At 67.5% G+C, this 13,256-nt stretch carries 15 protein-coding genes; all 15 read right to left on the bottom strand.

Going from position 1 to position 13,256, the window contains the following annotated elements; translation table 11 throughout:
- Position 1: 1 nt before the first annotated feature.
- The 15 genes from IEZ13_RS33995 to IEZ13_RS34065 all read right to left on the bottom strand — a co-directional run bounded on the left by IEZ13_RS33995 (position 2) and on the right by IEZ13_RS34065 (position 13,255).
- Positions 2-400 carry a deoxycytidylate deaminase gene (locus IEZ13_RS33995; protein WP_183225458.1) on the bottom strand — a complete coding sequence of 133 codons (399 nt, stop codon included), beginning with the start codon at positions 398-400 and terminating at the stop codon, positions 2-4.
- Positions 397-675, bottom strand: a complete 279-nt coding sequence (locus IEZ13_RS34000; protein WP_183225457.1) for a DUF2746 domain-containing protein — start codon at positions 673-675, stop codon at positions 397-399. The genes IEZ13_RS33995 and IEZ13_RS34000 overlap by 4 nt, the downstream gene beginning before the upstream one ends.
- Positions 672-1,673, bottom strand: a complete 1,002-nt coding sequence (locus tag IEZ13_RS34005) for a tail fiber domain-containing protein (RefSeq protein ID WP_183225456.1) — start codon at positions 1,671-1,673, stop codon at positions 672-674. Before IEZ13_RS34005 ends, IEZ13_RS34000 begins: the two co-directional genes overlap by 4 nt.
- Positions 1,674-1,741: 68 nt before the next feature.
- A complete protein-coding gene (locus tag IEZ13_RS34010) occupies positions 1,742-3,988 on the bottom strand; it encodes a siphovirus ReqiPepy6 Gp37-like family protein (RefSeq protein WP_183225455.1) in 2,247 nt (748 codons plus the stop codon).
- Positions 3,989-4,843 (bottom strand): phage tail family protein, encoded by an 855-nt coding sequence (locus IEZ13_RS34015; RefSeq protein WP_221246022.1) that lies wholly within the window; start codon positions 4,841-4,843, stop codon positions 3,989-3,991.
- Positions 4,843-8,373 carry a hypothetical protein gene (locus tag IEZ13_RS34020; RefSeq protein ID WP_183225454.1) on the bottom strand — a complete coding sequence of 1,177 codons (3,531 nt, stop codon included), beginning with the start codon at positions 8,371-8,373 and terminating at the stop codon, positions 4,843-4,845. Before IEZ13_RS34020 ends, IEZ13_RS34015 begins: the two co-directional genes overlap by 1 nt.
- Positions 8,374-8,376: 3 nt before the next feature.
- Positions 8,377-8,631, bottom strand: a complete 255-nt coding sequence (locus IEZ13_RS34025; RefSeq protein WP_229795390.1) for a hypothetical protein — start codon at positions 8,629-8,631, stop codon at positions 8,377-8,379.
- A 110-nt stretch (positions 8,632-8,741) separates the two neighbouring features.
- Entirely contained in the window at positions 8,742-9,083 is a 342-nt protein-coding gene (locus tag IEZ13_RS34030; RefSeq protein ID WP_183225452.1) for a phage tail assembly protein, read from the bottom strand.
- Positions 9,084-9,186: 103 nt separating this feature from the next.
- A complete protein-coding gene (locus IEZ13_RS34035) occupies positions 9,187-9,735 on the bottom strand; it encodes a phage tail tube protein (protein WP_229795392.1) in 549 nt (182 codons plus the stop codon).
- 66 nt (positions 9,736-9,801) lie between these two features.
- A complete protein-coding gene (locus tag IEZ13_RS34040; protein WP_183225451.1) occupies positions 9,802-10,293 on the bottom strand; it encodes a hypothetical protein in 492 nt (163 codons plus the stop codon).
- On the bottom strand, positions 10,293-10,700 hold the full coding sequence (locus IEZ13_RS34045; protein WP_189285765.1) for a hypothetical protein: 408 nt from the start codon (positions 10,698-10,700) through the stop codon (positions 10,293-10,295). Before IEZ13_RS34045 ends, IEZ13_RS34040 begins: the two co-directional genes overlap by 1 nt.
- Before the next feature lie 29 nt (positions 10,701-10,729).
- On the bottom strand, positions 10,730-11,068 hold the full coding sequence (locus tag IEZ13_RS34050; protein ID WP_183225449.1) for a phage head-tail adapter protein: 339 nt from the start codon (positions 11,066-11,068) through the stop codon (positions 10,730-10,732).
- The gene (locus IEZ13_RS34055) at positions 11,065-11,541 is read right to left on the bottom strand and encodes a hypothetical protein (RefSeq protein WP_183225448.1); all 477 of its coding nucleotides are present in this window, start codon (positions 11,539-11,541) and stop codon (positions 11,065-11,067) included. The genes IEZ13_RS34050 and IEZ13_RS34055 overlap by 4 nt, the downstream gene beginning before the upstream one ends.
- Before the next feature lie 68 nt (positions 11,542-11,609).
- Positions 11,610-12,665 carry a hypothetical protein gene (locus IEZ13_RS34060; protein ID WP_203834177.1) on the bottom strand — a complete coding sequence of 352 codons (1,056 nt, stop codon included), beginning with the start codon at positions 12,663-12,665 and terminating at the stop codon, positions 11,610-11,612.
- A 68-nt stretch (positions 12,666-12,733) separates the two neighbouring features.
- Positions 12,734-13,255 carry a hypothetical protein gene (locus IEZ13_RS34065; RefSeq protein WP_183225447.1) on the bottom strand — a complete coding sequence of 174 codons (522 nt, stop codon included), beginning with the start codon at positions 13,253-13,255 and terminating at the stop codon, positions 12,734-12,736.
- Between the last annotated feature and the right edge of the window lies 1 nt (position 13,256).

Consider the following 13,256-nt stretch of genomic DNA (forward strand, 5'->3'; position numbering starts at 1 on the left):
GCTACTCCTGAGGGACGACGACGCGGGCGATCCCGGCTCCCGCGATCAGGCGGGCGCAACCGTCGCACGGGGGATGCGTCAGGTAGAGGGTGGAGCCGCGGCAGCCGTCGTAGCCGGCGCGCAGCACCGCGTTCTGCTCGGCGTGAAGCGCATGGCAGCTCCCGGCCCCGGTGTCGTAGCTCGAACCAGGCGCGAGCTGTTCGGCGGTGAGTCGCCCACGCGGGCAGGCCCCGGCTGACAAGCAGCCGGGGACTCCTGCAGGTGCACCGTTGTACCCGGTGCCAGCGATCCGGTCGCCTTGCACGACGATCGCGCCAACTTGGCGGCGAGTGCAGTCGGCGCGGGCGGCCACGGCCGCAGCGATGCCGAGGTAGTACACGTCCCAGCTCGGGCGGGTCACTTCTCGGCCAGCCGGTCGACGCGGTTCTCCAGCGCCAGCCGCTCGGCCCGCTCGTGGCGGATCTCCTGGCGGAGCCCGTCAATGCCGTCGAGGACGCGGTCGATGTCGTCGCGCAGGTTGGTCTTGTGCGAGTTGGCGACCTGCTCCCGGACCTCGCCGATCCGCTTGTGGCTGCGACGCATGAACTCCAGGCCGAGGCCGAGCAGGGCGACGATGACGGTGCCGGCCGCAGTGACGATGGCCGCCTGAACAGGCGCTTCCAGGGCGGCGATCACGGCCACACCGCCACCCAGTTGACATAGGTGGCGACGGTGTTGGTGCGGATCAGGTTGATCTGGAAGCCGGTGGTGCTCGGGCCGCTGACCGTGAGGCCGGTGATCACGCTAGGGGCAGACGAGTCCGCGGTGAGGAGGACGACCGGAGCCTCCGTGATGACCGGCGGGCTGTTGCTCCAGGTGACCATCTCGGAGGTGGTGACGTTCGCAGCGGTCGGGGTGATCAGCGTTCGGCCGAACTTGACCCGGTTCGGTAGGCGGGTGAGTTGGTCGTGGTGGTGGTCGCCAGCCGCGACCGTGCCCGAGGCGGTGCCGACCGGCAACTTCGCGGCCGGCGCAACGCCGGACAGGTCCGTCCAGGCGTGCGTGTGCGCTGTGGGTGTGAAGGTGGCCGGGGCTCCGGTGATCGAGGACCAGGACGTGGTCAGGTTCGCCCACGTGGTTCCGTTGAAAAACTCCCACAGACCGGTCTCATCGTTGAAGCCGAGCTTGCCCTTGCGGGGGCCGGCCGGCCGGGTCGACGAAGTCCACGTGCCGACACGGGAACCGACGAACTGGCGAGTGTCGGTGACCGCCGACGCGGCGATCGAGCCGACCGAAGCGCCGACCGTCACGGTCGCCAGCGAGATCTCGAAAAGGCCGGTGTCGGTCTGGGTCAGCGTGGGCGCCACGCCTGAACCGGCGGTGCCCTGCAGGATCGCCAGGCTGATCTTGTTGGCACCAGGATCCAGGCGCAGGACGATCCGGTCGATGCGGGCCGACGTGCTCGCGGCGGCGACGGTGAGCGACTCGACCGCCGTGGAGAGGATGGCGTGGCCACGCAGGATCGCGAAGCCGGCCTGGACGGTGACCGTCATGCCGGAAGCGTTCGCGCCGACCTGGAAGGAGTTCGAGCCGTGCGACGCGGCGACACCCGAGTCCTGCAGTTCGCGGAAGAGCTGGGAGTACTGGTCTTCGTTGGTGTCGACGTCATCGAACGGGAAGTAGGTGATTGCCACGAGAGGGCCGCCTCCTTGGGGCATGAGAAAACCCCCCGCGACCAGCGCGAGGGGTTGACGTTGAAGGGTCAGCCGAGAGGCCAGGTGACGTTGGACAGCGATGCCCACCAGGTGTTGGATGTCAATGTGGCGGCAGCCTTGAGCCGCAGGTAAAGCTTGGCGTCCGAGCCGATGTAGATCTCGCCGAACTGGTTGTTGCATGGGACGGCCCAGTTGCCGGCGAACTGTGCAGGTCGGGCCCAGGTAGGCAGGGCCGCCGTCAGCGGGTAGCCGGTCCCCGCCGCCGCAGACAGGTCGCTCAGGGTGCGCCCGATCAGGCCACGGCAATACAGCACGCCGTTGCGTACGGTCCACGCCACAGGGCTCGTGTCCCCGAACGCCTTCCAGCCACTCTCGAACGTGAACGCGCGCCACGCGTCGGTGGTCTGCCCGTCGCCCCAGCGCACCGCGGATCCGGTGGTCGGTTCACCGCGGCATGCGGCGACCAACACCCAGTGGGAAGGGATCGCCTCCGTCGCGCCACCGTGCACGGAGATCCGGAAGTTGGCATCGAGCGAGGTCTCCGCAGCCCCGACCGGAGGGATGTACCAGAGTGTCGCCCATGCGGGCAGCGGGATTGCGCCGCTGGAAACCGTCACGTCAGCAACGCCCGTGGTGACGCTCTTGATCACTGCACCGTTGACGGGCATCGCAATGTTGAAGTAGCCGGCCGTGAACGTGTCCGCGCCCTGGCCGAGGCCGGTCATCACGAACCGGTCTGACCAGGCGATGCTGACTGCGGCGCCGACGATGGTTGCGGTTCGGGTGCCGCCGCTCTGCAGGCCCGCCGCGGAGTGCCCGCCGATCGAGGCGTGCAGGTCCAGGCCGAGCTGCCGCCATCGGGAGTAGCCGGCGCTGTTCGCGTGGCGGATCCACTGTTGCGGTTCGGTCCAGTTGTCGGCGATCCGTCGATACGTCTGCCAGACTTCGGAGCCGCTACCGTGGCGGTAGGTATGCAGGCTCCCCCACTGGCCGGTCCATGGCCAGCTTCCGGCGGTGACCGCTGCGGGTGTCAGGTAGACCTCGGAGTCCCCGCTGGGGAACGCGTCGCGTGTCACGGCGAGCGAAACCGCCGACGCGGCCAACGCCCGGGTGCCGGACGTGGTTGCCTCTGCGGTGGTTTCCAGCTTGGCGATGCGGGCAGCCTGCGATCCGATCGCCTTGCCGTACGCGGCGGCGACATCGAAGCCGGTGGTGTCGCCGAGCATCATGCCTAGGCGGAAGCCGTCCTGGTCGGCCTTGACCACGTAGCCGGTGACGGTACTGATCAGCTCCTGGTCGTCGACCACCACCGACACCGCATCGCCAAGGTTGAACTCCTTGCCAAACCTCATCAGGGAGTCCTCCATCGGCACCGCCTGAACCGCGACGCCGGTGAAGCCGTCCTCAGCCAGCGCCTCTTCCGCGGCGTCGCTGAGTTCGCTGGTGTCGCCGGTGTTCTGGCTGATGAACTGCTGGATCTGCCGGCCCCACATCGACTCGGCGGTGGTTGCGTCGGTGTTCGTCTCGTACACGAACTTGCGGTAGACGCCTTCGTCCTGGCCGCCAACGAGCACGCGAGTGACGCCCGGGGCGGCGACGGCCACCTTGTGCCCGGACAGCGTGTTGTTGAGGATGTCGAGGCGGATCGTCGATGTGCGGTCGGTGATCTGGTAGGTCTCGAACACCAGGCTCGACCCGCGCTGCACGATTCGGAACCCGAGTCGCGCGGGGCCCGCGATCTCGGACAGGACCGTCGCGAGGGACGTGAACCGTGCGCTCTTGGTGATCGTCGGCCCGCGACTGAGATTCGCGCCCATGGTGACGTAGGCGTTGAGGCCGACGCGTCGGCCGGCCAGTGCGCCGGGTCCGATGTTGTCGCGGACGAAGCCGTGCATCAGGGTTTCGGCTACACCGGTTCGCGTGTCGTACGCGGCCTCCTTGGAGAGCGGCCCTCCGGTCGGATCCGGGTAGGCGAGGGCGTCGACCAGTAGAACTGTGTCGTCGACGCCCTCGAACGTCATCGTGCCGCGGGGGTCGTCTGCGGTGGCCGACGACATGGGCGACACCATCGGCCCGGACAGCAAGGTCTGCCCGTCCGGGCCGGTGACGATGATGCCGGATCCCGGTGCGCGCAACGCGGAGACGAGGCGGTGCCCGGCCGGCAGGCGAAGTGTCCAGCTACCGACCCCGTTGTGCAGGTCGGTCAGTTCGAGCTGTAGATCCTCGGGCCGGATCAGGCCGACCCGTGCCAGGGTCTTGTCCCTCACCTCGACGGTGATGTCTTCGAGTCGCATTCACACCACCAGGAGGGATCGGGGACGCCAGGTGCAGGCGATCGAACTGGTCGACGCCGCGCCGTCCATGGCTGCGACCGCCGTGATGACGCCGGGCGGGATGGTCCACATGCGGGGAGCGCTTGCGAGATCGGCGTAACGGTTGGCGCCGGTATGGTCGGTCACCGCGCCGGTCTGCGTGTTGATACGCAGGGTCTGCCCGGCGGTCAGCGACCCGGTCCACTGCAGGCGCTCGCCCGTGCTGGAGATCAGGCGGATGTTCTGTGCGGGGCCGGTGACATCCCACTGCGGGTACGCCTTCGCGGTGCCCGGGTTGCGTAGGATCATCCCACCCATCGCCTGCGACGAGGCGACGCGGATTTTGTGGAACTTGGTGACGAAGTTGCCGCGCGGCGTCGCGGCCGTCACTACCTCGCGCGACGACTGCGAATAGGTCCAGTACGGGTCGCCGGCCCGCACCGTGAGCACGGTGTTCAGGTCACGGCTGCCCCGGGTGTCGACGCCATAGGTGTAGCCCATGCCGCCCGTGCGGTACGCGTTGAGAGTCCAGTACGTGCCGTTGTCCTCGACCCACTGCAGTGCGAACGGTCCGGACACCATCAGGGCGAGCCGATCCATCCACCATTTGAGGTCGTTGCGGCTCGAACCGACGATGTGTAGAGGGATGTCGATGTCACGCGGGCGCTTGCGCTCGTTACGGAAAACGGCACCGTCGCCCGCCGACTCGACCCAGTTGAGAGACACCTCTGGCATACCGAGGCCAGTCACTCCGACAGTGGCTTCTACGCCAACACCGAAGCGACTGACCTCGTCGAGCCAGATGATGTCGTTGGAAGACACCAACTGCAGTCGCATTACCAGCTAGCCATCCTTGCTCGGTTAGCCGCAGCGAACAGGTCGTCCTCCGCGGAGATCGAGCTGCCGGGCGCTGCGTAGTAGTTGAGAATCCGCTGGGTCGCCACGGACGCATCGCCGCCCGATGCGCTGGCCGCCCGCATCAGCGCCATGGAGGAGCTGGCCGACATGTCGCCGACCGTGGGGGGCAGGAACTGGGTGCCGCCGACCTCCGCGGTGAACCCCTTGAGGCTCTTGCGAACGTCGTCGTATCCGGACTCCAGGCCCTTGAGGAAGCCGCCCATGACGAGCTGGCCGGCGTCGTAGAGCAGCACCTTGTCGACAGACTCGGGGCCCTTGAGGTCCTTGATCTGGGCGGTCTTGGCGGCGAACCAGCTCTCGACGCTGCCCCACGTGTCCTTCAAGCCCTGGAGGAACCCGGAGATCACGTCACGACCTGCACCGACCAGCAGAGTGGCGAGTCCGGACAGCGCCGACGTGATCTTGTTCGGAAGCTTGCCGACCTCGTCACGAGCGCTGTCGACCCCTTCGGTGAAGGCGGTCCTGAGCTTGTCGAATGCCTCCGTGCAGGCGGTCTTGATCGCAGTCCAGGCGTCACTGAATGCGGTCCTGATCGAGGTGAGCCGCGACCTGCCGCCGTTGAGCAACCCGTTCATGGTGTCGTCGAAGCCGGTGCGCAGCGAGTTCAAGATCGCCTTGACCGCACCCTCGACCGCCTCAAAGCCGACCTTGAAGGCCGCCTTGATCGAGTTGAGGACCTTGCCGGCCACGCCCAGGATTCCGATGTTCATGAAGATCCCGAACGCGCCGACGATCAGGTTCCAGATGCCCTCGAATTGGGCCTTAATGCCGGACCACATGCGATCCCAGTCGCCGGTGAAGAACCCGGCGAACATGTCCCACATGCCGGTCAGGAACATGACCGCGCCCTCGAACACGTCCTTGACGCCGTTGATCGCGCCGATCAGGGAGTTGATCAGCACTGATGCGACGAAGCCGATCGCGGGCGCGAGCACCACCATGAGCACGTCGACCACGACAAGCAGTGCCTGCAGGACCGGCTGGATGGCGGCGAACAGTCCGGAAAGGGCGGACGCCAGGTGAGGCAGTGCCTCGGCGGCGACCTGACCCACAGCCTGCAGGATCGGCCCGAGAACGGCGGTGGCGATCTGCAAGACCAGCGCCACCACGGGGGTGAGCGCCGTCATGACGGTCACCAGCGCCGGGCCGAGGGCGGCCAGGATCTGCGTCACCAGCGGGGCGAGACTGGTCATCAGGTTCGCGATGATCGGTGCCATCGTGGCGAACAGGTTGGCGATGATCGGCAGTAGCGGGGCGATGGCCTGCAGCGCGGCTACCAGGATGGTGCCGAACACCTGCCCGACAGTGCCGATGACGGGCGTCAATGACGTGAACACCGTCTGCAGGGTGGTGATCAGCCCACCCGAGACCATCTGGCTGAACGCGGTGACGACCTGCATGATGACCGGCGCCAACGCGGACATGGCCGCGCTCAGCCCGGCGCCGAGAACCGCGATCAGCGGGTTTATCGCCGGGGCCAGCGCCATGAACGCCGACGCCATCGTGCCCAGCAGGATGGACAGCGGGTCGCCGACCGCACCGATGAACGTCCCGAGGGTGCCCATCAGCATGCCGAACGCCGTGCCCAGCGGGGTGAGGGCTGGCTCCAGGGCAGTGACCGCATTCGCGATGCCGTTGAAGAACTGAACGGTCCCGGTCTGCGCGGCACCTGAGGAAAGGCCGTTGGCCAACCCGTTGAGCAGGGTGCCGATGGATGCGCCCACGATCGGCAGGACCGTGGAGACCGTGTCGCCGAGTGAGGCGAACAGACCCTTGACCGCCGGCCCGGAGCGGGTGGCAATCAGGTCCATGGCCTGGTGCGCCGACGCGAACACCTCGGTCAGGCCGCCCTGGAATGCAGGGCTTGCCGCGGCATCGGCAATGCTGGACAGCCCGTCCGCGAGCTGGGAGAGACCGGAGCCGCCGGCATTCTGCGCTGCCGTGGCGATCGAGTTGAGGATCGACACGACCGACACCAGCGACGACCAAAGGTCCGCGAGCGCCTGAATGCCGTTGTCGACCCAGCCCTTGAGGCTGCCGTCCTGCTGGGCGACGGTCAGCCAGACCGCGGCTGCGTTGGCCAGGTTGACGAACCAACCGGCGAGCTGAGGCAGGTAGGACGCGCCGATCTCCCCGAGCACCAGCATCGTCTGGGCGATGGCGTCAGTCGACGTGCTCGCGGTGGCAATCGACTCGTTCAAGTCGGTGAACATGCCGGTCAGAGCGCCGTCGAACGTGCCGTTCAGGCTGGTCGCGAGGCTGCCGAAGAATCCGCCGAGGGCGGTTGCCGTCTCGGAGACCCCGGCCGAGAACTGTGGAAGCAGGCCGTCGACCAGCTCCTGGAAGGGGGCCTTCGCCTTCTCCCAGAAATTGCCGCTGATCACGTCCTGCAGCTCGGACAGGTGGGCCTTCGCGTCGGGGACGACCTTGTTGAAGTCCTTGAGCGCGGCGTACGTGGTTCCGAGGCCGATCGCGAACGCACCGATCGTGCCGGGCAGTGTCAGCGCGACCGCACCGATCTGCGCCAGGCTCGCCGCCAGGGCGGCCATGTTCGACACCGAGGCGATGCCGGAAGCGCCCAGGCCAGCGACGGCCAGCGACAGGGCGGCGATCTTCGGGGCCGCCTTGTCAAGGTTGCTGATCGAGGTCCACAGCTCGTTGAACATGTCGGTCACGGCGCGGGCCCCGGACAGTGCGGCCAGGGTGGCGCTGACCTTTGCGGCCGCGGCCTCACTGACCTCGGGGATGATCTTGACGAACCGGTCCCGGGTGAGAGCGGCGAGCCTGGCAATGGCCGGGGCGCTGTCCTGCAGTTCCGGCTCGATCGTGGCCCTGATCTTCTTGACCTTGTCCTCAAGGTCCTTGATCTCACGCTCCGCCTGGTCGCGCGCCCGGTCGTCCACGCTCGGGGTGATCGTGGCGCGGATCTTGTCGACGCGCAGCATCAGCGTTTCGATCTCGCGAAACGCCCGGTCCTTGGCGCCCTCGTCCAGGTCCGGGCGGATCTTGATCCCCGACAGGTAGTCCTGGATGCGCTCCTTGAGCTGCGCGTACTCGGCGTTGTCCGCCTCGATATGCACCTGCAGCTTCTCTTGCAGGACTTTCTGCGCGTCCTTGATGCCCTGCTCGTCGAGCGTGACCGGCAGCTCGAAGTCCGCGGTGACCTTCTTCATCTCATTGTCGAGGCGCTTCATGGCCTGACGAATCGAGTCTTCGCTGTCGAGGTCGACCTTGATCGTGATGCCGTCGACCGCGTTCTGGGCCTTGCGCTCCGCCGCCTCGGCGTCCTTCTCCACGCCTTCGTCATCGACACGGGCATGGATCGTGACTTCCATGTCATCGAGGTCGTCCTCGATGTTGTTGAGCTGGCGTTGCGCCCTGGCCTTGAACTCCGAGGTATCGGGCAGGATCTTGACCTTGAGGCGGCCAATCAGTTCGCCGCTGGGCATGGGCTACCTCCGCTGCATTTGGGAGTAGAGGGAGGCCACCGTGACCGGCTTCTTGCGCTCGGGCTTGGTGGCCGACTTCGGGCGCGGCCACGCCGGCAACTCCGGCGGCCTCTTGCGCCATTGGCCGGTCGCCCGGGTGTTCACGTTGAGTGCGTCGTACAACCCGGCGAGCAACTGGCGGTCCATTCCCCAGCCGAGGAACTCGCGACCGCCCGACGCGAGGGCCGCGGTATAGGAGGTGTCGGGTAGGCCCGTCACGAGCGCGACCACGAGCGAGGGGGCGGGACCGTCTCCGTTGATTACGGAGATCAGGTCGATCCCGTAGAAGAGACGCAGGTCCCGGTAGACCCCCTCGCCGTATTGGTCGATCAGCCCTGCGAGCCCGAGGCTTCCCCCACCTGAGTGCCCTTGACGTAGCGCTGGAACAGCTCGGCGGCCACGGTCAGATCGCCCTCGATCGCCTCGATGAGCGCCTCGGCCTGGGCCGGCGTGGCGGCGACGAGCCGGAACGCTTCGTTGATCATCTCCTCCTGGTCGGCGCCGTCCTCACGCATGCCGTCCTGCAGGGCGATCAGGGCAGCGCGCTTGTCCTTCTTGAGCTTGAGGACGTTGACCAGCCGAACCTCCGAGCCGTTCGGGAGTTCGATATCGGTCGAGCCGTACTTGGCTTCGGCGGCTTCGCGGATGGAGTCGAGCGTGAACGTGGACACGGGGTGCGGACCTCCGGGTGAAAGGGATGAAGACGGGGCGCGGACCAGGTGGAAACCCGAGCGCGTGAGGGTCCGCAGCTCACGCGCTCGGGGGTTCGAGGGATCAGGGCTCGACGGCATCCAGCGGAGTGACCGCGTACGTCCACTCGTTGGTGGAGTGCGCCAGAGGCTTGACCCCCAGCGGCAAACCGGCGAGGCTCTCGGTGTCCGAGGCCGCCAGGTCGTCGTTGCGGTAGATCTCGGCCTTCGGTGCGTAGATCGCGAAGACGTTCTCGCCGTCGATGAAGACGGCCAGGAAGGCGCAGGTGGTCGGCACCGGGGATTCCGGCACACCGATCAGGCCGTTGGGCAGCTCGACCGAGTTGGAGCCGTAGTAGAGCTTGAGCGCGGGCTTGTCGAACTGCTGCAGGGTGATCGCGATGGTCTCGGTCCGCGTGGAGTACGTGGTCCGCAGGGCCTTGGCCTGCAGCGTGCCGACCGTGGTGGCCTCGCCGCCCTCGGAGGTCACCGAGAAGATGTCCTCCAGGCTGGTGTGGCCGACGTTCTCCCACGGCGTGGTGACCGCCGTGAGCATGGCCGGCAGGGTGGTTCCGGTCGGCGCGGTGAAGTAGTTGCCGGAGCCGATGACGAGGGTCGCGGCGTCGTTCAGCACTGAGGGGGTCCTTTCGAGGGCACGCCGAAAGCCCCGCCGGCATAGGGCGGGGTGACGTGGAAGGGGTCAGGAGAAGGGCTTGGTCTTCGGCTTGCGAACCGCGAGCCGGAAGAGGGTCTCGTAGCGCCAGACGCCGGACGGCAGGTCCGCGTATTGCACCGGCCCGGTGGCCGTAGCCCAGTCGGTGGCCCGTCGCGGGGCGGAGGTCATCTCGTACCGGACCAGGTGGCCGCGACCGGGAACGATGCGGTTGAGCAGCCAGGCGTCACGCAGCACCACCCGCACGGCCTCGGCCAGCAGGGCGGCATCCTCGTCGCCGTCCGGATCCTCGGCGAACGTGTGGATGATCATGTCCGCGACATCGACAAAGCGGGTGTCGCCGGACCAGTCACCGACCTGCGGGTAGCGGCGAATCAAAACCAGCGGGAACGCCTGGGCCGGCTGAATCAGGGTCTGCACGTTGACACCCGGAAGCGCCTCGGCGAGTACAGCCTGAACGAAATCCTCAACCGGGCTCATCTCCACGAGGGCCCGCACAGCGGGGGGAAGTCCAGCCATCAGGTCACGAACCATCCGCGCCGCTTACGGCGCTTGCGCGTGACCGGAAGCTTGACCTTGCCGCGCTTCGCGAGCTTGCCGCCGGTCGCCCGGTGCAGCACGTTCAGGCCCTCGGTGCCGCCGTATCGTTCACCCGTGTCCGGGTCGATGTAGCCGGCCCGGCCGTACTCGATCGCAGCCGCGGCCTTGTCGCCGCGGTCGTCGGACAGCACTACATACCAGTCGGTCTCGTCACCCATCTCCACCCGGATTTCCGAGTGGCCTTCGGTGGTCAGGCCCGCGGCCCGCTGCTTGGCGGACGGGGTCTCCTGCAGAATCCGGTCACCGGTCGCCTTCATCGCGAAGGCCCGGCGGCCGAGATCGTCCTGCACGTCGACGTGGGCGGCGATGGCTCGCTCCCACTTCATCCCCTTGATCCTCTTGAACAGGTGCGCCATCAGGGCCGCTCCCGAATGTCGATCGACCAGTGCCGGGTTCGGCGGGTGCCGTGCCGGTGTGACGGCGGGGTGACCACATCCCAGTCCCGGCCGTTCCAGGTGACGCGGGACCACAGGTCCACGCCCGGCAGATCGGGGCGCACGATCATCCGATACACGTTGATCTGCGCCTGGCCGGGCACCTCCGCCTTGCTGGATCGCTGCGGGATGAACACCGCGCGCACCTCGATCGGCGCGTCCAGGTCGACGATCTTGACGTCGTTGCCGCGGCTGTCGGTGACCGTCCTGGACTGATAGACGGTCGCGGGCTGCCCGTGCCGTCGTCGCTGGAAGCTCACCAGTTGTCCGCCTCGGACGGGAACAGCGGGAAATGCGCGCCCTCGGAGCTGGGCACGTAGCCGGGGGGCTCGCAGTTGCCGAGCCTGCGATTGCGGTGCAGGCTCGTACCCCAAGCCGACACCTGGGCGGAGATGATGCCGGACCGGCGCCCGGCCAGATCCTTGAGCAGGGCGATCTCGTCGCGGGTGAACTGCAGGGTGCCCGAGGTCGCGCCGCGGTCCGACCAGGTCAGCGTCTCGTCGCCAGCCCGCGAACTGACGTAGCCGTCAGGGTTGCGCAGATAGCGGATGACCGCCTTGAGGACGAGCGTCTTCACCAGGCGAGGAGCGGTCTCCGCGTCCCAGTCCCGGCCGTGGTGGCGGGCTTCGTCGGAAGCATCTTCGAGTGCAGAGGCGGCGATGCGCTCCTCGTCCTCGTCCATCTCCCAGTCGAGGCGGGCCACCAGTTCTTCCATGGTGGCGTAGGGATCCATGGGGTTCTCCTCACTGCCTCGAAACGGGCAGGGCGGTTATGACTAAACACCCTGCCCGTTCAGATGGATCAGGCGTTCGCCGCGTTGCCCTCAGCGAAGCGGCCGGTCGGGGTCCACACCGAGGCGTCGGAGATGCCGGTGATGGTGGCCAGCTCGCTCGCGGCCGGCGGGTAGTTGCTCGCGCCGTCGAGGGTGAGCTTGATGCCGCGCACGAAGTGCTGCGAGGTCGACACGACCTCCTTCTCCAGCACCGCATCCCAGCCGACCAGGGTGTCCTTGACATCCTGGAAGCCGGCGTAGGTGTTCACGACCGACCGGTCCCGCATGTAGAGCGGGTCGTAGTCGCGCACCCAGCGCAGGGACACGCCCTCGAAGCCCTGGGTGGCACCGAACGGCACGGACTGCGGAACGGCCGGGGCCGCGTTGAGGAAGATGAACGCGCTCGACGCGAACGCGAACGCGGCGTCGCTCGGGATCTCCTGGGAGACCACGATGTTGAAGCCCATGCGCGGGGCCAGGCTCGCCGACCGCAGCGCGGACTGCGCGTCACTGTCGCCAACGTTGCTCGCCAGGTTCAGCTTCTCGTCATTGAGCAGCGCGCTCTCGAAGTCGGTACCGACGAGCAGGTAGCGGGAGCCATCCGGCACGTTGAACTTGTTCAGCACGCGCCGCGCCTCGGTGATCGCACCGCGCAGGTTCCGCTCGGCATTACCGATGACGACGTTGTACGCCGCACCGGTCAGCCGGGCCACAGCGCGCCGCGACAGGCCCCGGGCCACGGCCTTCACCTGCGGCTTGAGCAGCTTCGCCCAGCCGTTCAGGTCCATGTCGTACTGCTCGTCCGTGAGCTGCACGGCCGAGTACACGTTGCCACCGAAGGTCGTGGCGACCTTGGTCTCCTTGTACTCGTCGAACACGATCGGAGCCGACCGGTCGTTGCGCCACGCGTACTCGTGGAACGGCAGCACGCCCTCGACCGGCACGGACACGGTGTCGTTGTCGGCGCCCTTGTACTGGTCGATGCTGTGCTTGGTGAACAGGGAAGGAACGACCAGCTCCTGCTCCAGCATGCCGACCGCCGTAGCGATCAGCTTTTCCGGCTTGACGAGGAGATGCTCAGCCACTTATGCCTCCGGGCATGAAGAAAGCCCCGGCCATCAGGCGCGGGGCTCAGGGATTCGAGGGGGTTCGGTTAGCGGCGTCCGCCGTACTTGCGGGCCAGCTCGCGCGGGTCGTTCGGCGAACCGTCGTCGTCGACCGGGTCCAGGCCGCCGCGCAGCACCCGCGGCTTTACGGGGGTCGCGAACTTGGCGAGCTTCTTGGCGTGCGCCTCCAGGTCCTCGCGGGTCTCGCCCTTGAGAACCTCTGCCAGCTCGTCCGGCAGGTCGTGCTTGCGCGCCACATCGGAGACCAGCAGGAACCGCTCGGCCTTCTCGGCGCGGGCGGTGATCTCCTTCACCACGGCTTCCAGCTCTTCCGGAGTCTTCGCGCCGGCGAGCTTGGCCTCGGCCTCCTTCGCGCGGGTGCGGTAGTTCGCTGCCTCCGCGTTGGCCTTGGTCAGCGCCTTGCGCGCCCACTCGGGAAGCTCGTCTTCCTGGGACTTCGTCTCGCCTGCGGTCTCTCCGGCGGTGTCCTCCGGGGACTCGACGGGCGTCTCGGCAGTCTCGGTCGACTCGGTCTCAGTGGTGGGGGTGGGGGTCTCTTCGGGTGGCACG

The sequence above is a fragment of the Actinoplanes campanulatus genome (genome assembly GCF_014647795.1).
Lineage (GTDB): Bacteria > Actinomycetota > Actinomycetes > Mycobacteriales > Micromonosporaceae > Actinoplanes > Actinoplanes campanulatus.

Bases quoted from the DNA above. Each gene is read 5' to 3' on its own strand.
- IEZ13_RS34010 (WP_183225455.1), bottom strand. From the start codon at position 3,988: ATGCGACTCGAAGACATCACCGTCGAGGTGAGGGACAAGACCCTGGCA.
- IEZ13_RS34045 (WP_189285765.1), bottom strand. From the start codon at position 10,700: ATGAAGTGGGAGCGAGCCATCGCCGCCCACGTCGACGTGCAGGACGAT.
- IEZ13_RS34055 (WP_183225448.1), bottom strand. From the start codon at position 11,541: ATGGATCCCTACGCCACCATGGAAGAACTGGTGGCCCGCCTCGACTGG.
- IEZ13_RS34020 (WP_183225454.1), bottom strand. From the start codon at position 8,373: ATGCCCAGCGGCGAACTGATTGGCCGCCTCAAGGTCAAGATCCTGCCC.
- IEZ13_RS34015 (WP_221246022.1), bottom strand. From the start codon at position 4,843: ATGCGACTGCAGTTGGTGTCTTCCAACGACATCATCTGGCTCGACGAG.
- IEZ13_RS34040 (WP_183225451.1), bottom strand. From the start codon at position 10,293: ATGGCTGGACTTCCCCCCGCTGTGCGGGCCCTCGTGGAGATGAGCCCG.